Source organism: Mariniflexile jejuense (assembly GCF_042675665.1).
In the GTDB taxonomy this organism is placed as follows: Bacteria; Bacteroidota; Bacteroidia; order Flavobacteriales; family Flavobacteriaceae; genus Mariniflexile; species Mariniflexile jejuense.
In genome coordinates, this window is sequence record NZ_JBHTJI010000001.1 from 2,581,418 (window position 1) to 2,601,724 (window position 20,307).

General features: G+C 31.7%; 20 protein-coding genes. 7 read left to right on the top strand and 13 right to left on the bottom strand.

The window, feature by feature from the left end; translation table 11 throughout:
- Positions 1-21 precede the first annotated feature (21 nt).
- From ACFQ1R_RS11065 to ACFQ1R_RS11080, 4 genes are all read right to left on the bottom strand, one after another.
- On the bottom strand, positions 22-1,020 hold the full coding sequence (locus ACFQ1R_RS11065; RefSeq protein WP_379926234.1) for an acyl-ACP desaturase: 999 nt from the start codon (positions 1,018-1,020) through the stop codon (positions 22-24).
- A 10-nt stretch (positions 1,021-1,030) separates the two neighbouring features.
- Positions 1,031-1,768 (bottom strand): lysophospholipid acyltransferase family protein, encoded by a 738-nt coding sequence (locus ACFQ1R_RS11070; protein ID WP_379926235.1) that lies wholly within the window; start codon positions 1,766-1,768, stop codon positions 1,031-1,033.
- A gap of 27 nt (positions 1,769-1,795) precedes the next feature.
- Positions 1,796-2,185 carry a hypothetical protein gene (locus ACFQ1R_RS11075; RefSeq protein WP_379926236.1) on the bottom strand — a complete coding sequence of 130 codons (390 nt, stop codon included), beginning with the start codon at positions 2,183-2,185 and terminating at the stop codon, positions 1,796-1,798.
- 109 nt (positions 2,186-2,294) lie between these two features.
- Positions 2,295-2,705, bottom strand: a complete 411-nt coding sequence (locus ACFQ1R_RS11080; protein ID WP_379926237.1) for a BrxA/BrxB family bacilliredoxin — start codon at positions 2,703-2,705, stop codon at positions 2,295-2,297.
- 226 nt (positions 2,706-2,931) lie between these two features.
- Here ACFQ1R_RS11080 and ACFQ1R_RS11085 point away from each other — a divergent pair, with 226 nt between their 5' ends.
- Positions 2,932-3,672, top strand: a complete 741-nt coding sequence (locus ACFQ1R_RS11085) for a TerB family tellurite resistance protein (protein ID WP_379926238.1) — start codon at positions 2,932-2,934, stop codon at positions 3,670-3,672.
- 16 nt (positions 3,673-3,688) lie between these two features.
- Positions 3,689-5,095 (top strand): DUF4403 family protein, encoded by a 1,407-nt coding sequence (locus tag ACFQ1R_RS11090; protein WP_379926239.1) that lies wholly within the window; start codon positions 3,689-3,691, stop codon positions 5,093-5,095.
- A 58-nt stretch (positions 5,096-5,153) separates the two neighbouring features.
- Here the strand turns inward: ACFQ1R_RS11090 and ACFQ1R_RS11095 are convergent, their stop codons facing one another.
- The 3 genes from ACFQ1R_RS11095 to ACFQ1R_RS11105 all read right to left on the bottom strand — a co-directional run bounded on the left by ACFQ1R_RS11095 (position 5,154) and on the right by ACFQ1R_RS11105 (position 7,676).
- Entirely contained in the window at positions 5,154-5,804 is a 651-nt protein-coding gene (locus tag ACFQ1R_RS11095; RefSeq protein ID WP_379926240.1) for a porin family protein, read from the bottom strand.
- Between the two features lie 132 nt (positions 5,805-5,936).
- Entirely contained in the window at positions 5,937-6,656 is a 720-nt protein-coding gene (locus ACFQ1R_RS11100; RefSeq protein ID WP_379926241.1) for a toxin-antitoxin system YwqK family antitoxin, read from the bottom strand.
- A 3-nt stretch (positions 6,657-6,659) separates the two neighbouring features.
- On the bottom strand, positions 6,660-7,676 hold the full coding sequence (locus tag ACFQ1R_RS11105; protein ID WP_379926242.1) for a S66 peptidase family protein: 1,017 nt from the start codon (positions 7,674-7,676) through the stop codon (positions 6,660-6,662).
- 162 nt (positions 7,677-7,838) lie between these two features.
- Here ACFQ1R_RS11105 and metG point away from each other — a divergent pair, with 162 nt between their 5' ends.
- The 5 genes from metG to ACFQ1R_RS11130 all read left to right on the top strand — a co-directional run bounded on the left by metG (position 7,839) and on the right by ACFQ1R_RS11130 (position 12,867).
- On the top strand, positions 7,839-9,905 hold the full coding sequence (gene metG, locus ACFQ1R_RS11110; protein ID WP_379926243.1) for a methionine--tRNA ligase: 2,067 nt from the start codon (positions 7,839-7,841) through the stop codon (positions 9,903-9,905).
- Positions 9,906-10,003: 98 nt separating this feature from the next.
- Positions 10,004-10,522 carry a ferritin gene (locus tag ACFQ1R_RS11115; RefSeq protein WP_379926244.1) on the top strand — a complete coding sequence of 173 codons (519 nt, stop codon included), beginning with the start codon at positions 10,004-10,006 and terminating at the stop codon, positions 10,520-10,522.
- Between the two features lie 429 nt (positions 10,523-10,951).
- Positions 10,952-11,422, top strand: coding sequence for a lipocalin family protein (locus ACFQ1R_RS11120; protein ID WP_379926245.1), 471 nt, complete (start codon positions 10,952-10,954; stop codon positions 11,420-11,422).
- Between the two features lie 57 nt (positions 11,423-11,479).
- A complete protein-coding gene (locus ACFQ1R_RS11125; RefSeq protein ID WP_379926246.1) occupies positions 11,480-12,184 on the top strand; it encodes an OmpA family protein in 705 nt (234 codons plus the stop codon).
- A 65-nt stretch (positions 12,185-12,249) separates the two neighbouring features.
- Positions 12,250-12,867: a hypothetical protein gene (locus ACFQ1R_RS11130; RefSeq protein WP_379926247.1), complete on the top strand. Its 618-nt coding sequence runs from the start codon at positions 12,250-12,252 to the stop codon at positions 12,865-12,867.
- Between the two features lie 175 nt (positions 12,868-13,042).
- On the opposite strand, the gene ACFQ1R_RS11135 is transcribed toward ACFQ1R_RS11130, so the two are convergent.
- The 6 genes from ACFQ1R_RS11135 to ACFQ1R_RS11160 all read right to left on the bottom strand — a co-directional run bounded on the left by ACFQ1R_RS11135 (position 13,043) and on the right by ACFQ1R_RS11160 (position 20,307).
- Entirely contained in the window at positions 13,043-13,744 is a 702-nt protein-coding gene (locus ACFQ1R_RS11135) for a hypothetical protein (RefSeq protein ID WP_379926248.1), read from the bottom strand.
- Between the two features lie 56 nt (positions 13,745-13,800).
- Positions 13,801-14,682, bottom strand: coding sequence for a hypothetical protein (locus ACFQ1R_RS11140; RefSeq protein WP_379926249.1), 882 nt, complete (start codon positions 14,680-14,682; stop codon positions 13,801-13,803).
- Between the two features lie 19 nt (positions 14,683-14,701).
- Complete coding sequence (locus tag ACFQ1R_RS11145; RefSeq protein WP_379926250.1) at positions 14,702-15,649, bottom strand: hypothetical protein; 948 nt, start codon at positions 15,647-15,649, stop codon at positions 14,702-14,704.
- Between the two features lie 202 nt (positions 15,650-15,851).
- Positions 15,852-17,888 (bottom strand): hypothetical protein, encoded by a 2,037-nt coding sequence (locus ACFQ1R_RS11150; protein ID WP_379926251.1) that lies wholly within the window; start codon positions 17,886-17,888, stop codon positions 15,852-15,854.
- Positions 17,889-17,962: 74 nt separating this feature from the next.
- Positions 17,963-19,336: a hypothetical protein gene (locus ACFQ1R_RS11155; protein WP_379926252.1), complete on the bottom strand. Its 1,374-nt coding sequence runs from the start codon at positions 19,334-19,336 to the stop codon at positions 17,963-17,965.
- An 8-nt stretch (positions 19,337-19,344) separates the two neighbouring features.
- Positions 19,345-20,307, bottom strand: a complete 963-nt coding sequence (locus ACFQ1R_RS11160) for a hypothetical protein (RefSeq protein ID WP_379926253.1) — start codon at positions 20,305-20,307, stop codon at positions 19,345-19,347.

The following is a 20,307-nucleotide window of genomic DNA, read 5'->3' on the forward strand; positions in this document are numbered from 1 at the left end:
GGTATTTTGAATTTAAAAAACCTATTTAATAATTGCAGGTTCAACCCATTTAAACTGAAAAGAGTTTTGTGGTATCTTCATGCGTTCTGATAAACGATACATTCTAGCAGGGAGTTTCATTAGATAATCTCGCGCTTTTTCAGCTTCATCAGTAAGTCCAGTAATTTTATCTATTTCCCAACGGTTTATTAATTTATCTAAAATATCAACATAATCGGTTGATGTGTAAACACCTATACGTTGCGCTGTATTAGAAAATTCTTCAAAAGCAGTACTTATTTTATTGCCCGATTCTCTTAAAAAATGTGCTGGCATAGTAATTTTTTGCTTCATCATATCATGAAACGCCATCATCATTTGGCTTGGATCTACTTTAAAAATGCGCTCTACAAACTCAGAATAGGCATGATGATGTCTCATTTCATCACCTGAAATAATTTTACACATTTTACCAAGTTGTTTATTACCATTTTGACTTGCAATTTTAGCAACACGGTTATGAGAAATGTAGGTTGCCAACTCTTGAAAACTGGTGTAAACAAAGTTTTTGTATGGATCTCTATCGGTGCCAATATCAAAGCCATCGGCAATTAAATGTTGGGTTGTAATTTCAATTTCGCGCATGTTTACACGTCCAGAAAGGTAAAGGTATTTGTTAAGTACATCACCATGGCGGTTTTCTTCACCTGTCCAGTGGCGTACCCATTTTGCCCAACCATTTTCTTTTTCTCTATCAACCTGGTCAACACCTTCAACATCCATTAACCACGATTCGTAGGTTGGTAATGCTTCTTCAGTAATCATATCGCCAACTAAAACTACCCAAAAATCATAAGGTAATTCTTTTGAAAGCTCACGTATTTCGCGCACTTCTTCAAAAAAAGTATCTTTTTCAGAATTAGGTAAAAAGTCGGTTGGTTGCCATATTTTATCAATTGGAATTAAGTATTTCTGTATTAAAGATTCAACGTCTTTTTCCAAAAACTGCATCACTTCTAATCTCACATTTTTTAACGACATCTTTTATGTTTTATGAATTTATTTTGCTTTTAATAGCAGATTCAATATTATTAATTAGGTCTTGTTTGTCTACAAAGGTACTAACTTTTAAAGGCTTATGCACAGTAAAAGTGATATGAGTACCTAAACCCATTGGAAATTTACCATATTTTAGCATTTTCCATGAATTATTTATGGTAATTGGTACTACTAAAGCCGATGGAATTTTTTTAAACAATACCTCTAAACCTTTGGTTTGAAAGGGTTTTGGCTCGCCATTTTTGCTACGTGTACCTTCGGGAAAAATAACGGCGGCACGTTTGTTAGTTTCAATGTATTCACCAAATCGCATAAGTTCTGGTAGCGATTGTCTTGGGTTTTTTCTATCAATTAGTGCTGCACCACCATGGCGTAAATTGTAAGATACACTTGGAATACCTTTACCTAATTCAATTTTACTGATAAATTTTGGGTGATGCTTACGCATATACCATGTTATTGGGTATATATCATGCAAACTTTGATGGTTAGCAACAATAATTAATGGTTGATTGCTGTCTATTTGATGCGGATTTGTAAACGTAAAACGTGTACCCAAAATATTAGCACAGCGCATTAAAAAAAACTGTAAAATATCAACACTTTTTTTATGTGCTTGGTAACCAAATACGTTGAAGCATAGCCATTGTATAGGATGAAAAATAACAAGTGTTAAAAAAAAACACAAATAATAAATAACACTTAAAGGGAATGACACTAGTTTTTGCATGCCCCAAAAATAAGCAAAAACAGGCTTTTAATAAATAACTATACAGGTGTTATTTTCACATTTTATACTAGTTGGTGGTGTTACAAACATGCAATCGGAAATGGCGCCCCATTTTTTGTTAAAATCGGACTCTTTTTTGTTGTAAGTTTCAACCATGTTTTCAAGTTTTTCAACGTTTATAGAAGTAGAATATACTAAATAGCTCCAAGGACCGCCACAAGGTTTACTACCTAAGGCAATATATTTACAAGTTGTGTTTTCATTGCAAATGGAAGTTGCAGCTAAATCTTCAATGGCTTTTTTTGAAATATTTAAAGCTTCTTGTTCACTTTCTTGTGTAGCAATAGTATCATCTTCACATTGAAATGCCATTAAAAACAAGCACGAAATAAAAAAAACAGGAAGAAACTTTTTCATAAATTAATATTTATCTTAAGATACAATTTTGTTTAAAAGGTTGCGCTGTAACCTAAAAAAAAAGACCGCGATATAATTTCGTGGTCTTTTTTAAATTAGTTATGCTTTTTTAACAATACTCGTTGTAAGCATCTGTAAGATTTTCAGCAATTAATTCTGCAGGTCTGCCTTCAATGTGGTGACGCTCAAGCATGTGTACCAATTCGCCATCTTTAAACAATGCCATACTTGGAGAACTTGGTGGAAACGGTACCATATAACCACGAGCTGCATCAACAGCTTCTTTATCAACACCTGCAAAAACCGTTACAATATGGTCTGGACGTTTTGCGTTTTGTAAACTCATTCTAGCACCTGGACGCGCATTGGCTGCCGCACAACCACAAACCGAATTTACAACCACAAGTGTTGTACCTTCTTTTGCTAATGCAGCATCAACAGCTTCGGCAGTGTGTAATTCTTCAAAACCAACTTTGGTTAAATCTTCGCGCATTGGCTTTACTAATTCTGCTGGATACATATTTTTAAATTTTATTAATTAACAATTTTAGATTGCAAAGATACTGAAAAGTATTTACTAAGCAGTCGCATATTATACTTACAGTTTACAAATGATTCTCGAAATTTATCATACAAACTTTTAAATGCATACTAACGTTTTAGTTGCAATATCAAAGTAACAAATCATTAAAAAACCCGACTAACATTGGTATATTTGAAACCTATTAAAAATTAAATACGAGTACATGAGTTTTTCAAAGTGGATTGGAGCAGCCTTGGGGTGGTCGTTTGGTGGACCAATTGGCGCTATTTTAGGATTAGCATTAGGAAGTGTTGTAGATGGCATGTCCAATAGTAACGGTGGAACAGTTTATACTAATAACCCACAGCAACGCCCACAAACACAATCGGGCGATTTTGAAGTGAGTTTACTTATTTTAGCTTCTATAGTTATAAAGGCCGATGGCAAACAAGACCAACGCGAGTTAGATTTTGTGCGTATGCAATTTGTAAGCATGTATGGAAAAGAACGTGCTAATCATGCCTTTAAGCTTTTTAAAGAGATAAACAAACAGCAAGATATTTCTACTAGACAAGTATGTTTGCAAATTAGACAAATGATGCAGCATGCATCGCGCTTGCAACTTATTCACTTTTTATTTGGAATTGCAAATGCAGATGGTGTGGTAACAGAAGATGAAGTAGCACAAATACATACCATTGCAGGATATTTAGGCATTAGCCATAACGATTATGAAAGTATTAAAGCCATGTTTTATAAAAGTACAGATAGTGCTTATAAAATATTGGAAATTGATAAAACGGCAACCAACGACGAAATTAAAAAAGCTTACCGTACTATGGCTAAAAAATACCACCCAGATAAGGTAATTCATTTGGGAAAAGAGCACCAAAAAGGTGCAGAAGAGAAGTTTAAGCAAGTGCAAGATGCGTATGAGCAATTACAAAAAGAACGCGGGTTTTAACAGTAATTAAATTTTTATGATTAAGTATATTTTATTTTTTTGTTTAATAATGGTGTTGCTAGTTAACACGTCGTGCGCTTCAAAACAACAGTTTACAACCATAAAGCCCGAACCCGAGGAAGCTTCACCTATAGTGTATGATAATATACCGTCGTTTATAAACGTACCAGTTAGTATCAAATTAAAAGATATTGAAAATCAAATCAATACTATTTTAAAAGGATTAATTTATGAAGACAAAATTATTGAAGATGATAATATTGAAATAAAAGTTTGGAAACAAGCACCTATCACCATTCAAAATGAAGGATCTTCAGGAAATAAAATTAAAACCATGCTTCCTTTAAAAGCCATAGTAAAGTATAGAATTGGTACTGAAACTATGGGAGTTAAACTTTATAAAACAAGCGAATTTAACTTAAATGGTGTTGTAACTTTAAGCAGTAATATTGGTCTTTCTAATTGGAAATTAAAATCGAATACACATATAACCAATTTAGAATGGACCGAAAGTCCATCTTTGGTAGTATACGGAAAAAATTTGCCTGTAACCTATCTTGTTAATCCTGCTATAAAAATTTTTAGAGCCGACATTGAAAAAAGCATTGATGATGCTATTGAAACATCTATGGATTTTAAACCAAATGTTTTAGTAGCTATTGAAAAGCTAACTGTACCTTTTAAAATGAGTGATTATTATGAAAGTTGGCTAAGGATTGTACCTGTTGAAATTTACGCAACCGACGCCGAATTAAAAAAAGATAAAGTATTGCTTCAAATGGGTATGAAATGTAATATGGAAACACTTATAGGCAAGCAACCAGAATCGAAATTTGATGCTAAAAATATTGTATTGAAGCCTGTTACAAAAATGCCAAACCATATTACATCAAATATTGTTGCAATATCAACATATCAAGATGCTTCAAAAATAATGACTAAGAATTTTTCAGGTCAAGAATTTGGTTCAGGTTCAAAAAAAGTAACTGTTAAAAATGTAGATATTTGGCATAAAAGCGGTAAAATGGTTATTGCTTTAGATTTGCAAGGCTCTATAAATGGCACTATCTATTTAGAAGGTGTTCCATTGTATAATAACGTAACTAAAGAACTGTTTTTTGACAACCTAGATTACGTTTTAGATACTAAAAGCAGATTGATACGAACTGCAAATTGGATGGCAAAAGGCATAATTTTAAAACGAATTCAAGAAAGTTGTCGCTATTCCATCCAGCCAAATTTAGATGAAGGCAAGCAAACCATGTTGGGCTACTTAAATAATTATTCGCCTATGTCTGGTGTTTTTGTAAATGGCACTATGGATGAAATTGAGTTTCAAAGAATAAAATTAACAAACAATGCTATTTTGGCGTTTTTAAAAGTAACTGGCAACATTAGTGTAACGGTTGATGGGTTGAAATAAAAATTTACGCTCGTTATAAACGAGCGTAAATAATATAATTTCTATATTTCAACTAAAATTAGTTTAATTGCAAGGTTAAGTATAAACTAAGATTGCTGTTTTTTCCATCAGGAATGGTGTACGTTTGTCCACCAACGGTACGTTCTTTTCCAACAGTTGATAGTCCGTAATTATATCTTAAGCCTATTCCAACCTTATCCAAATCAATCCCAACACCAGCAGCTATACCTGTATCAAATTTGTTAAAATCATCATTATCATAATTGTTTTCAAAATCAAAACTACCACTATCCGATTCATTTGTAATTTGGGCATCAACCAAATAAGCAAAATATGGACCAGCATGAATATTTAGGTTTTTTGCCAAATTAACCTTCAATAGTACAGGTAATTCAATATAATTTAGTTTGAATTTTGCCGTTCCCGAAGCAAAAGCATTATTATAAACCAATTCAGAGCCTTTTCTGGAATATAATAATTCAGGCTGAATAGCAATGAAATTGGTTAAAGGAAATGTGGTATAAATACCGGCATTAAAACTGGTTAGCACATTGTTGTCATCTACATCTTCGGTGTATAAATTTGAAAAGTTAGTGCCACCTTTTATACCAATTTGAGGCTTTGTTGCCTCGGTAACTTGTGCATTTAAAGTCACTGTAAATCCTAGAACTAAAAGAAACGTTACTGAAATTTTTTCTATGTTTTTCATAATTGTATGTTTAAAATTTTACAATACAAAGATGAGGTTGATAACATCCAAAAGCATTACATCTTTTTTTGGAAGTATTATAGAATTTCCATTTTAAGAAACATTAAATATTAAAAGTTAGAATTAGACAATTTAAGGTTTTATTTGAATAATAAATTTACCGTTATCATAAAATATATTATTTAAAATATTAGATGCAGAATCATAAGATACAGATTTACCGTCTAACACACCATTATTATAATTCCAATCGTATTTAATTTTGCCACTTTTGTAGTATTCCTTGGTTATACCATTAAGATTTCCATTAACATAAAGCCATTCTAATTTAATTTCTCCACTTTGATAATATTCTGTAGAAATGCCTTCGGATTTACCGTTAGTGTAATTAAAATCAATTTTTAGCTCGCCAGTTTTATAGTACGATTTACCACTAATTACTACGTTTTTGTCATAAATCCATATAACTTCAATTTCACCAGTGTCATAAAATTGATATACATTTCCATGTGCTAAATCGTTTAAATAATTAAAAGTTTGAATTAGTACGTTATCTTTTGTGTAGGTGTTTCGTTGTTTTAATGAATCCGAACTATAAATCCAAATTGATTTTGTTCCATCTGTATGGTATTCAGATGTTTCTCCATCTAATTTGTCTAATTTATAATTCCACTGATATCTTAATTCACCATTTTTTAAATACTCATTAGTAATTCCGTGATATTGGTTTTTTAGTTTATGGATTTCAAATTTCAACTCTCCAGTATCATAATACTTTTTTTCTAATGAAATTTTTGATGAACTACATCCAATTAAAATAAGGCAACTAAAAAATAAAGTAAATTTTATCATTGGTTATTTTTGAAAAACCACAGTCGATTTCTCTTTACTTACAGTCATTTCAACTGTCCTTCCAAAAATTAAAGCCCTATTATCTTTTTCATGACCAGCAGGCATATTAAAAGCAATTGGAAAGTTGTATTCAGCCAAAACATCTAAAATAAGTTGCTCTACAGATACGCCCCAGGCGGTTGTATTTTTTCTAACTTTTGTAATATCGCCAATTAAAACACCTTTGCAATTTTCAAAATAACCAGCACGTTTTAAGCTTTGTAACATACGGTCTATATGGTATTCGTATTCGCCAATTTCTTCAATAAATAAAATTTTTCCCGAGGTGTTTATGCTGGTTTTAGAGCCTAACATGGTGTGTAATATGGTTAAATTGCCGCCAACCAATTGCCCAGAAGTAGTTCCTGTTTTATTGTATTTAGAACCCTGTAAAGTGTAGCTTAAAGTTGTTCCAAAAAGGGCATTTTTAAAGGTGGAAATTGTTTCGCTTATGGTACTTGCATCGTCTTGCATGCTAGTGCACATCATGGCGTGTAAACTTTCAAATTCTTCGTTGTGAACTTGGTTATGTAATGCTGTAATATCCGAATAGCCAATAATCCATTTAGGGTGTTTCTTAAATTTTGTAAAATTCAATTTATCTAAAATCCGAACGGTTCCATAACCACCTCTAGCGCACCAAATGGCACTAATTGTTGGGTCGTCCATAACTTTTTGTAAATCTTCTGTGCGTTCGGCATCTGTTCCTGCAAAATGGTAATTTTGGTTGAATACATTTTTACCAACAACAACCTGTAAACCCCAACTTTTAAGTAAGTTTTTAGCTTGTTCAACTTCAGCAGTTCTGTTTCTTAATACACCAGACGGCGCAACAATGGCAACGGTATCGCCTGCTTTTAAATAAGGTGGACGCATCAAAGTAGTAGTTTTATTAAAGGTTATGTTTTGTGCTGAAATTGTTGGTTTTCCACAGAAAAAAATGGCACAAAGTAGGATTGTAATTATTGTGATTCTAGACATAATGTAAATGTACATTTTTTTTCTAAATCGCAGTCAAATTGTGTACTTTTGCGGCGTATAAAAATTATATATTCTTGTCTTCTCGCTTACAGTCGACAGGTTTTAAAGTACAAATATTAAATGAGGTCTCGACTGCGCTCGACCTGACACAATAAAATTAAAATGAACAAACCAAAAAGATACACCATAACATCTGCATTACCTTACACTAACGGTCCTATACATATTGGGCATTTAGCAGGCGTTTATGTACCAGCCGATATTTATGCACGCTATTTACGTTTAACAGGAAACGATGTCGTTTTTATTGGCGGTAGCGATGAACACGGTGTGCCAATTACAATAAAAGCAAAAAATGAAGGTGTATCTCCGCAAGATGTGGTTGATAAATACCATGCAATCATCAAGCAATCGTTTGAAGAATTTGGTATTTCATTTGATAATTATTCTAGAACTTCGGCTAAAATTCATCATGAAACAGCTTCAGAATTTTTCAAAACCTTGTATGACAAAGGCGAATTTATTGAAGAGGTAACGGCCCAATTATACGATGAAAAAGCAAACCAGTTTCTAGCAGATAGATTTGTTACAGGAACATGCCCAAAATGTGGCAATGAAGAAGCTTATGGTGACCAATGTGAAAAATGTGGAACAAGTTTAAATGCTACCGATTTGATAAATCCAAAATCGGCATTAACAGGCAATGTTCCTACTTTAAAAGAAACAAAGCATTGGTTTTTGCCTTTAGATCGTTATGAAGCATTTTTAAAAGAATGGATTTTAGAAGGTCATAAAAAAGATTGGAAACCAAATGTGTACGGGCAAGTAAAATCGTGGATTGATGATGGCTTACGCCCGCGTGCTGTAACCCGCGATTTAGATTGGGGAATTCCAGTGCCAGTTCCAGGCGGTGAAGGCAAAGTGCTTTATGTTTGGTTTGATGCGCCTATTGGCTACATTTCATCAACCAAAGAATGGGCAGAACGCGAAGGGAAAGATTGGAAACCATACTGGAAAAGCGACGACACGAAGTTGGTTCATTTTATAGGAAAAGACAATATTGTGTTCCATTGCATTATTTTTCCAGCCATGTTAAAAGCAGAAGGCTCGTATATTTTACCCGAAAATGTGCCAGCAAACGAGTTTTTAAATTTAGAGGGCAATAAATTGTCTACCTCAAAAAATTGGGCAGTTTGGTTGCCAGAATACTTAAAAGAATTTCCAAATCAGCAAGATGTGTTGCGTTATGCTTTAACCGCCAACGCGCCAGAAACTAAGGATAACGATTTTACTTGGAAAGATTTTCAAGCTAGAAACAATAACGAGTTGGTGGCCATTTTTGGCAACTTCATTAATCGAGTAATGGTGTTAACTAATAAATATTATAATGGCATAGTACCAGCTCCAGGTGCTTTTTCTCAAGTAGATGAAGAAACTTTGGCAGCTGTTAAAGCATATCCAGAAGTGATATCAAGTTCTATTGAGCGTTACCGTTTTAGAGAAGCCCAAACAGAGCTTATGAATTTGGCTCGACTTGGAAACAAATATTTAGCAGATGAAGAACCTTGGAAAGTAATTAAAGTAGATGAAGCACGTACACAAACCATTATGTATGTAGCACTTCAAATTGCTTCAGCATTAGCTACCTTAAGCGAACCGTTTTTGCCGTTTACTTCAACAAAACTAAAAAGTATTTTAAATGTTACGTCAATCGCATTTCAGACATCTTGGAGTGAAATAAGTACTAAAGAAGTTTTAATAGCACCAGGACACAAAATAGGCGAAGCCGAATTATTATTTTCTAAAATTGAAGATGAAACCATTCAATTTCAATTAGATAAATTAGAAGCAAGTAAAAAAACAAATGAAGCAGCAAACAAAACCGTTGAGCCACAAAAAGAAACCATTACGTTTGATGATTTTACCAAATTAGACATTCGAGTTGGTACTATTTTAGAAGCTGAAAAAATGCCAAAAGCCAAAAAGCTATTGGTTTTAAAGGTTGATACAGGCATTGATGTACGTACTATTGTTTCGGGTATTGCTGAAAGTTTTACACCAGAAGAAGTAATAGGAAAACGCGTAACTGTCTTGGTTAATTTAGCACCAAGAGATCTTCGTGGAGTTGAAAGCCAAGGTATGATTTTAATGACTGAAAATGCCAATGGTAAGTTGGTATTTGTAAATCCAGACGACACCAATGTTGCTAATGGATTGCAAATTAGTTAGATTTAATCTTATTAAGAATTCAATTTTGTAAGATATTTATAGAGATGCTTTTTTGAAGACCTTAAAGAATTCAGTAACTTTACCTAAAACAAAAAATTATGTTATCAAAAAATATAGAAAAAGCACTTAACAGCCAGATTAAAATAGAAGCTGAATCATCTCAAATATATTTAGCAATGGCATGTTGGGCAGAGGTAAAAGGTTTAGAAGGCGTTGCAGGGTTTATGTACAAGCAATCACAAGAAGAGCGCGACCATATGCTTAAATTGGTAAAATATGTTAACGAACGTGGTGGGCATGCGCAAGTATCGGCACTTTCTGCGCCTAATGTAACATTCAAATCGTTTAAAGAAATGTTTGAGGAACTTTATAAACACGAAATTTTTGTTTCTGAAAGCATTAACGAATTGGTTCATATAAGTTTACAAGAAAAAGATTATTCAACCCATAACTTTTTACAATGGTATGTAGCAGAGCAAATAGAGGAAGAAGCTATGGCGCGTACTATTTTAGATAAGATAAATTTAATTGGCGATGATAAAGGCGGTTTGTATCTGTTTGATAGAGACATACTAAATTTAACCGTTAGTACAGCTGCCACTACAACACCTGAATAATTTTAACATTTAACCTTATTTAGATTTAATAAAAATAAACTATATTTGCTCGCGTAATTTATTTACTCGTAATCACTTGGGCAAAAAGAAGCAAAAAAAGGCACTAAAAAAACTAGAAAAGGCAGGAATAAAACTTCCTAGCAAAGTAAAAAGTAGTTGCTGTGAAAAATACAAGAAAAGAGAAGACAAGCGTTGTGGAAAATGCCCTTGCTTCGATTTACTTAAAAAAGTTGCATAGTTTCTTAAAACTATAAAAAACATAATTATAAGAACAGACTTTCTATACGATTAGTCTGTTTTTTTTTTAACATAAATGTTTTTTACTTCAAACTACAAGAAATGAAAATTTTGTAATCAAAATCTATAATGATGTAACAAAAAATCAAAACTCTGTTGCATCTTTGTATTATAATTAAATTTATAAAAAATATGAAAAAGTTAATACTATTATGTTTTGCAATTGGTTTAGTAAGTTGTGGTGCTTCTAAAACTGTAAGAGTATCAAAAAAAGTAATTAAAGGCGATTGGGTTTTAAATTCAATAACCTATAATCAAGCAGGAACGTATAATGCAACATTGCTAAATGATGCACCAAAAGCTTGTTTTGAAGGTAGTACTTGGCAATTTGTACCTAATAATAATACAGGGGTTTATTCTATAAACAATGCTAGTTGTGCTTCAGGAGAAAGGCATTTTGTATTCACCATTCAAGAAGTAGATGCAGAAACGGGTTTATATGATTTTTTATTGAAGCCAACAAACGAAAAACACAAATCAGAAACCAATCAAGGATTTAGATTAAAACTAGCCGCTTTATCTGATACAAATATGCAATGGCAACAAACAATAAGTGTAAGCGGTAGCCCACTTACTATTAACATGAATTTTATCAAACAATAAATAGCAGATAACAAATTTTAAAGGTTAAATTAATTATCTAGTAATAAAACAAAACATATGAAAACAATAATAAATAAAATAGGAATTTTACTTTTTACAGCTGTAATAGCTATAAGTTTAACTAATTGTAAAGCAGTACAAAACGCAAATAACAAACAAAAAGGAGCTGTTATTGGTGCTACTGGTGGTGCCATTTTAGGTGCTATTATTGGTAATAATGTTGGTAAAGGCGGTAATGGCGAATTAGGTGCTGTTATAGGCGGTGTTATTGGTGGTGGTGCAGGTATACTTATCGGAAATAAAATGGATAAGCAAGCTCAAAAAATTGAAGAAGAAATACCAGGTGCACAAGTTGAACGTGTTGATGATGGTATTGTTGTAACTTTTGATGAAAGCAGTGGTGTATATTTTGATACAGCTAAGTATAACATTAATGCAGCTTCTCAAACCACATTAAACAAATTAATTGCTGTTTTTAAAGAATATCCAGATACTAATTTATTGGTTGTTGGGCATACTGATAGCCAAGGTGCTGAAGATTATAATATGACGCTATCTAAAAACAGAGCAAATGCAGTAACTAGTTATTTAACTTCTAAAGGAATTTCAAGCGGAAGACTTACAACCAATTGGTTTGGTGAAACACAACCATTACATGATAATGCGACTGCTGAAGGTAGAGCAAAAAACCGTCGTGTAAATATTGCCATTTTACCAAATGAAAAAATGATTCAAGATGCTAAAAATCAAGCAGGGAATTAATAATTTTTTCTTATAAACTTGTATAAATCTCGTTTTCGATGTTAATTTGAAAACGAGATTTTTTTATGAATACAAAAACGCCAAAAATAGCTGAATACTTATCTCTTTTTGTAATGACTACCATTACCATTTTAGCTATTTATAACAAACAAATAAGTGTGTTCTATATTTTGTATTTGTTTTGGATAGATGAGTTTTTAAAGACGGTTTTTGATAGATTGCGTTATCAATTTAAAAGAAGTCAAATTCAAAACCCAGAGGCTTTTTTTTCAAATACTAAAAACCGATTGTTTTTTCTAATGATTTATATAGTATTCATTATCGTTTTTTTTGGATTAATGATCGATTGGAATAATACAGATTTGGTACTTGGTAATTTTGAAGTATTCTTTTTTAAAAATGCACTTTTTAATTTTAGTTTGATAACGTTTTTACTTCGAGAAATTTATTTATATATAAATAACAATTCGTATACCGAAGCACATCATCTTATTTCAAAAGGTATAATTACTTTACATGTATCACTTATTTTAGGTATGTTTATCTGGTTTCTTATAAAGAAAGAGTTTATAGTTTTTGAAAATTATGTTACTGTTTTTGCTATCATTCCTTTTTTGCTATTAAAAGTATTTTTTGAATTTCAAGAAATTCGAGAAAGACACACAAATAGAAATGACAATTAATTTAAATTCTTTACAGCTGGCATTTTTTTAAATTCCGGCAGATTATCTGCCTCATTACAATCTTGTTCCTTTTTACCACTAACATGACAAACACTTTTAAAAAGTAGCTGTTTGCTGCAATATTAAATATTGTTTATTAATAATTACATGGGTATTTACAGTGAAATTATGTTTTTTAGTAGTATTTAACAGTTCGTTTTGTAAAACTGCCGCTATCTGTAGTTTGAGTTGTCCAATTACCTTGTTTATCAAATTTATAACTGTATGTACTGGTAGTGCCGTTATAAGTGGAAGCTACCATAATGCCATTTTTGTAATGATAAATTTCTTTTTGCTCGCTATTATTAAACGTGATTGTAATTTCTAAGGTGTTATTTTTAAGTTCTTTATAGTTGTAATAGTGTATTTGAATAGGGTCGTTTCCATATATATAAGTATATTGTTTAATACGTCCATTAATATCATAATCGTATATTGTTTTATAAGAAATGCCATTTTCTATACCATACTCTGTTTCGAGTAAGCCGCTGTTATTGTAGGTAAAAAAAGTAGATTCATCCTTGCCTGAAATGGTCATTTCAATGATTTGTTCTTTATTGTTTTTAAGATAGGTGTATAAAATATCCCCCGTTTTCATAGTGATTTTGGTATTGCTATGAGTGAAAACATCGGTCATGCTTTTAATTACATTGCCATTTTTATCAAAATAATCATCTCCAGCCATTTTAACTGGTCCTTTTAATGCCAAGTCCTCTTTATGAAAAAAGCCTATTACAGGATTCATGGGTGCATGGTCTGATATTTGTCCGGTGGTGGGCGGATTTTTATAGCTTGTAAAAAAGAGCACTATTAAGATAGATTTTATTATTATTTTCATGGAATAGGTTATTGATTATTAAAATAATGAGTATTAATTGTTTTTGTTAAACCATATTAAAGTGTTTTAATAAATGCCATTATTTGTGTATTAGTTGGCGTTGCGTTTTTTGAACCTTTAAAAGAGCGTGTTGTTATTGTTCTGGTTTTTCCTGAGCCGTAATCGTTTGCTGTTTTACTTGCGCGTATAACCCAAGTATCATTCTGATATAAATAAGCATACTCATAAACAGGATTACTGCGCTTACCATTGTTTAACCTATAAGAAGCAATGTCATTGCCATGTGCATCTAGTTCGTTTTCACTTGTGTCGACTGCATTACCTTTAGCATCATATCGAGTTTTTTTTACTTCACGGCCATTTTGAAGTTCATAAACGTACTTAAAGCGTACTTCGTTACTAGTATTGTAACTGGTATGTGTTTTTATGTTGCCTTTAGTTTCAAACAAATCTACTAATTGACCGCTACTACCATAACGTTCTTCTTTCACGACAGTTTTACCATTATAGGTTTTTACAATTTTAGGAAAGAAATTGTTACCACCTTCAACGGTGGTGTAAATAGTTAAGGGGTTACTGCCTTCGTAGCTATAAGTAGTAATTGCAATTAGTCCTTGTGCGCTGGAATTGCCAGAAATTTTAATAACACGACCTGCATCATCATAACTATATTCCTGTGAACGTGTACTGCCGTCTGGAAACGATTGTATGTGCGTTTTAAAGTTTCCTTCCTTAGTAAAAGTAAAGGTAGATGTGCTTTTAAGGATGAGTTCACCCTTTGTTTCGTTATAAATTTGTTGCTTTTGCTCTAAACTGGTAGTGCCTTGTGGGAGGTTTAAAGTCCACAAATCATTTTCTGTAATGGGCTTTGATGATGTGTTACAAGCCAACCCAATTAATGCTAGAATGAATATTGAGAAACGTTTCATGTTTTTCATAGTGGGTGTTTTTTTAGATTTATAAATCTTTCATTTTGTTAAAGAATAAATAGTCAAATTCTGTACTTCCACTCACACTATTATCAGTATATACAATTTTACGGAAATGGAACCTACGTGTAGTTCGCCCAAAACGTGTTTCCTTTGTCATACGACGTGTCCAGTCTCCATTTTCTGGCGTAGATTGTCCCATTTCGTATATTATTTCTGCTTCATTTAATATTCCCTCTAGTTGTGCATCATAAGCACTTTGGTTTGTTGCTCGCAATAGTTTTAATTGATTTACCGCAGTAGCTGGATCTTTATGGTCTGCAAGTTTAAAATGCCTATATTGACTAGGAAATAGGTGTAAATCCTTATCTAGGTTATCCCACCTAGCAAACAATTCGCCATTGTAATAAGCAAAATAGTTTGTTAAACTCCCTGCTTTTTCCTTTCCATCAATTTGCGTTACTAGGTCTAGACTTCCATTTTTGTAATAAAAATTTGTCCAATTGTGACCACCATTATCAAAATCGGTAGTAATGGTTTCTATATATCCTTTATTATTGTACGTGTAGTTGCGTGTGTAATTTGAATAAACGCCTGTAGCCGTTTCGGTAGTAATTTTTCCATTAGTATTATACTTAAAAGTGCTCTTTACGTTAAAATTTTTGGCACTTGCTAGTGTATTTAAACTATCTAATTTACCATTGCTGTATACGTAATTATGTGCAGTTTCTGATTCAAATTTACCTAGAATATGTATGTACTCTTGGATAAACTGTCCTTTATCGTTAAAGCTATTAACGGTTACCATTACGGGGTCGTACCCTTTATCGGTAGCATCATAAGTAACTATTTGTGTATAGAAAATGGGTTTAGAAACCTCATAATCTTTAAATGTTTTGTGTGGTAATTGCGTGTGTATTTGTGCGTTTATAACATTTACTATTATTATAAGTAAAAAGAGTATCTTATTTTTCATTTGAATTTGTTTTAAAAATTTTTGTTTAATTTCGATCTACTATCATTTGGATTGCTTATACTGGCTTTATTATATATAACTGTAAATTATATTTTAATTGATTTTGCATTTATTAAGTTGGTTACTTTACATACTATTTTATACTTATCTATTAAATAAAATACCTTAGTGAACCTATGATGAATTAAGCAACTGTCTTAATTTATTTTGTAAAAGGTTGGCCTGTATGTGGTAATAAAGAATCTATTGCTTGATAAATACCGCCGTAGTTTTTCACATACCATACAGGTTTATTATTTATATAAATATGAGCATTTCGACCAGCATCTACATGAATTTTGTAACTGTTAGAGTCTAAAACTTTTCCATTTGAAAAAATAACGGCTTTTCCATGTGCAATATCTATCCAATCATTATTTGAATATGTGGTTGCCGATTGGAATTTTACGTCCTTACTTAGTGTTGTGCGGCTTATTTTTATGGTTTTGTTTAATTTTTTTAAATATATAAGGTAGAAAGATTCGCCAGCGTTTAAAACAGACATGTCGTTATTTGAAATAATTGTGCCGTTGTTGTATATGTAATTAAGTATTCCATTTTTATAAAGTAGTACCACCTCATTTTCTTTGGCAACCTTTGTTGTGTTTACCATAGTTCCAGTAGGTATTGATTTGTAATTATAGAATACAAAGTCGTCGAATCCATATCCTAATAGCATGTTCTCATTGTCGGCAGTAATTATAAAATATCTTGGATTTGTAATTAGGTTATTATTTTGATAAAATTCAAAACTAGTATCTCCTAATTTTTTTGCAACTACTGGTAATGCTGGGCTGTAAGCAATTGCGGTTTCTTTTTTACTTAAAGGATTGTTGTCTAATATTTTCTCGCCATTATATTGCTTCCCTATGTATAATTTATAAACTGTGTTTGTAGCTGTACCTGTTAATACATATAATGGGTTGTTGTTTTTAACAGCGATATGATCTCCGTTTTCGGAGTATTTCCATTTAACATCGCTATAATCTTTTACCTCTTCACCATTTATAAATAATTTAATTAAGCCTTTTTCGGGGTTATGGCCATAAACTACGGGGTTGTTTACATAAGTTTTTGCTGGGTAAAATCCATTAGAACTTTTATAATCTTGAACTATAAAATGGCGTTGTGCTGTACTGTCTGTTAAATAATAGCTTTCTCCATAATAATGGTGTTTAAAATTTTTAATTAGAAGGCCATTGTCATACAATGAGATACTACCATTGTTATATTCTAAAAGCGACTCATAACCAGACGCAATCTCAAATGCTGTTCCTTTAATACCTTTATCATGGTTTGAAAGAAAAGCTCCTGTACCATAATAGTATCTTGATTCTTTATCAATAAAAAATAGTACACCATTATCTATAGTTCGAGTTCCTATAAGTTGTTTTTTAACAGGTTCATTTCTTATCATTGCATAGGGTAATACCACGTCAGACCCATCTAAAAAATATTGTTTTTCCCAATCTAGTTTTTTGTTTTTTATAATTAGGTCAATATCCTCATAGTATACAATATTTCGCGCTGTGTTTGTGGTCATGTAACGAGGGTTTATTACTTTTTCGTTAATCCAGTTACCTTTTGTGTCAAAAACGTATTCGCGTCTTATAGGCATTTCATCGTTCCATGCACTGCTTATTAATAAACCATTTTTAAATTGTGTAATAGTAGTTCCGCTTATGCCATCAGCATTTTTTATATTTCCAGTTACAACAAGCAAATCATTATTAGCATAGTAACTGTACTGTGTTTTGTCAGTGGCTTTTTTAGCTTTATTATAAGATGTAGTTTCAATCAATCGCTTTTTAGTATCATAACTATAGTTATGAATCCAAAAATCATTTTCTTCATAAATGATGCATTTATTAGTATCATATTTATAGGTTGTAGCCTTATCATAAAAAGCTGTTTTGGTAACAGTTAGTAACCCGTTTTGTGTTTCGTAGTATTCCCATTTGTTTTTTATAGCATCTTGCAAACTGTAAGAGCTAGTTGTGTAGTTGCGTTTACCGTTACGCGGATATGTGCTATAATCTACTATATATACACTACCTTTAATATTTTTAGCTGCAAGTTCATTGTAATATGGTCCTATAGGATTTACAGGTGCATTAACTTTATCTATGTAAACTTGGGCTTTTGCGGTGTAAGCTTCTGCGAAAGCGAAACAAAGGAATAATAATAGGTTTTTTTTCATTATTTTATTGTTTAATAGATAATAATGCTTGTATTTTAATAAATAGTATTTAATTTTTCGTTAGAGGTGTTGGATTATAAAATAGTTGGGTAATAGACTTTTTTGTTTTCTAAATTTTTTAAGCCTTTTATGTAATACATAAGTTTATTATCGACTTCTACTGTGGCATCTTCGTTATTGTTTGCGTAGGCTAAGTTTAATCTGGACGGATTAATTTCTTCGCCATTTTTAACAAAATGATAGTATTTTTGTGCTTTTTCTTCGGTAACATAGAACATAACAGGTAAGGCATCGTTTAAAATGTATACAGGCTCATCAGAATTTATTTTTATGAAGTAATTCTTTTCAAAAAATCGATCGTAAAGTATTAAAGATTTATAGTCGGTTTCGTGAACATTTATGTGTGAAAAAGGATTCATGAATCCTCCTTGATTTCTTATAATACCAGCATAAACAAGATGATACACTTTATCTGTAGGGTGAAATGGATTGTATTTTTTTGGTTTGATAGCAATGGCTTCTTTATTTTTTGCTAATATGGAAATTTTAAAACCATTTTCTGCTGATGCCCCTTGATAAACATTATAATAATCTTGATTGAATATGTCAAAGAATATTTTTCTATTATCATAATAAACTACAGGTATAAACGACGCCGGTTTTCCGTTAATAAAAACAGTTTCTGGTGAGGTGTTATTGTAATAAACGATGCGTTTATCTACTCTATATGAAAAATTTAAACCTGTACTAATTTCACTTTTATTAAAGGTAATATCCATTTCTTGTAAATAGTTTCCTTGAGCATCGGTTTTGGTTTTCCAAGTTGTTTCTTTTCCTTTTTCATCTATTCTTTTAACAAGTATGCCACGGTCGAAAAATAATAGTTCTTCTTCAATAGTGTCTTTACCTTTATATGTCTTGTGGGCTTTTATTTTTAAAAGATTGTTTTCTTTTGAATATGTAAAAAGTGTAATTTGACTTTCTATGCCATTATATTTTATTATTTGACTCTTTAATTGTCCAGCTTCATTATAAGTGTAATATATATCGCTATTATTTGATACATCAGTTTTTGTAACCAAACGCCCATTAGCATCATATTCAAATTTGCGATTTGTAGGAAAGAAACCCTTTTGATATTTGGAGCCGATTATGGCTATTAGCTGATTTTTTTCGTTAAAAGTATAAGTGTTTTCATTGCTGTCTTCTAATAACAGCCCATCATCGTTATATTTATAATATTGTTTTGTGTTTTGCTCGTTATCGTACATTAGCAAACCATTTTTAAAAAACTTTTCGTTGTAAGCAAAAACATTTTTCAGGTTGAAGTCTTCTAATTTATATTTAAAAGCTACTGGATTTAAAGGCGCATTAATTATATCTATTTTTTGAGCATGTGTGTAAAAGCTTAAAACAAGAATAAGTAAAATTGAAATATATGGTTTCATTAATATTTTTAGGGTTTAGTAGCTATAGCTTCGTTTTGCTTTATAAAAGCTTCAATTTCGGCATCGGTAGCATCTATTTTTGTGTTATTTTTTAAAATAATAGTTCGTTTTTCAATCTTTAATTTTTCAGGATTGTAAAATGATTTTTCATAGAGTTGATAGCATTTAACTACCCAATAATTATTTTTGTACAGGTAGTTTGCTTGTTCTATTAATTCAAGTTCTTTTTCTTTTTCGTCAATTAGATATACTTTAATAAGGTGTCCGTTATCGTTATACATATATTTTTTTCCTAACATGTATTTGCCTTCAGGGTTTTCTCTAACTTCTTTTTGCACTAATCCATTTTTTAATGTGCGTGTTTGCTTCCAAAGAAGGTTGTCACCGCTATATAAATTCATTACTTCTTTGTTATTAGAGTAGTAATATTCTTTGTATAATTTACCATTTGAGAATTGTTTTAACCGTTCAATGTTTCCGTTTTTTGAATAGTTAATTACCTGATTTATAGTTTTTATGGTATCAATTTGTAGTTTGCCTGTAGCTTGAATGAATTTTGATGACACCTCATAATCATAAATAGAATCGGGGTTTGTTTTGCTGTAAAGAAATGATTTAGAGTATTCTCGTCTACCTCTTTTTACATGATTTCCTAAATAGTTGACATGCGATAGTTGTTTAGCTCCTGAACTATGGTTTTTGTAAAAATAAGTTCCTGTTTTATTACCAGTATCGTTAACTTCTTTAAGAAATTGAAGTGTTCCAGCAGCATTAAAGGTATAGGTTTCTTCTCCAGACGAGTAACCATACCTTTGTTCTTTTAAGTTAAAGTCTTTGCGTTCTTTTGTAACCGATTTTACTTGGGCGTCTAAGCCCATGCTGGTTACGGTTTTTACTTCTAGCTCTTGTGCCAGTGACGTTGTAGTTATTAAACAAGTTATTGCAATTGTTTTTAGCAAGTTATATGTCAT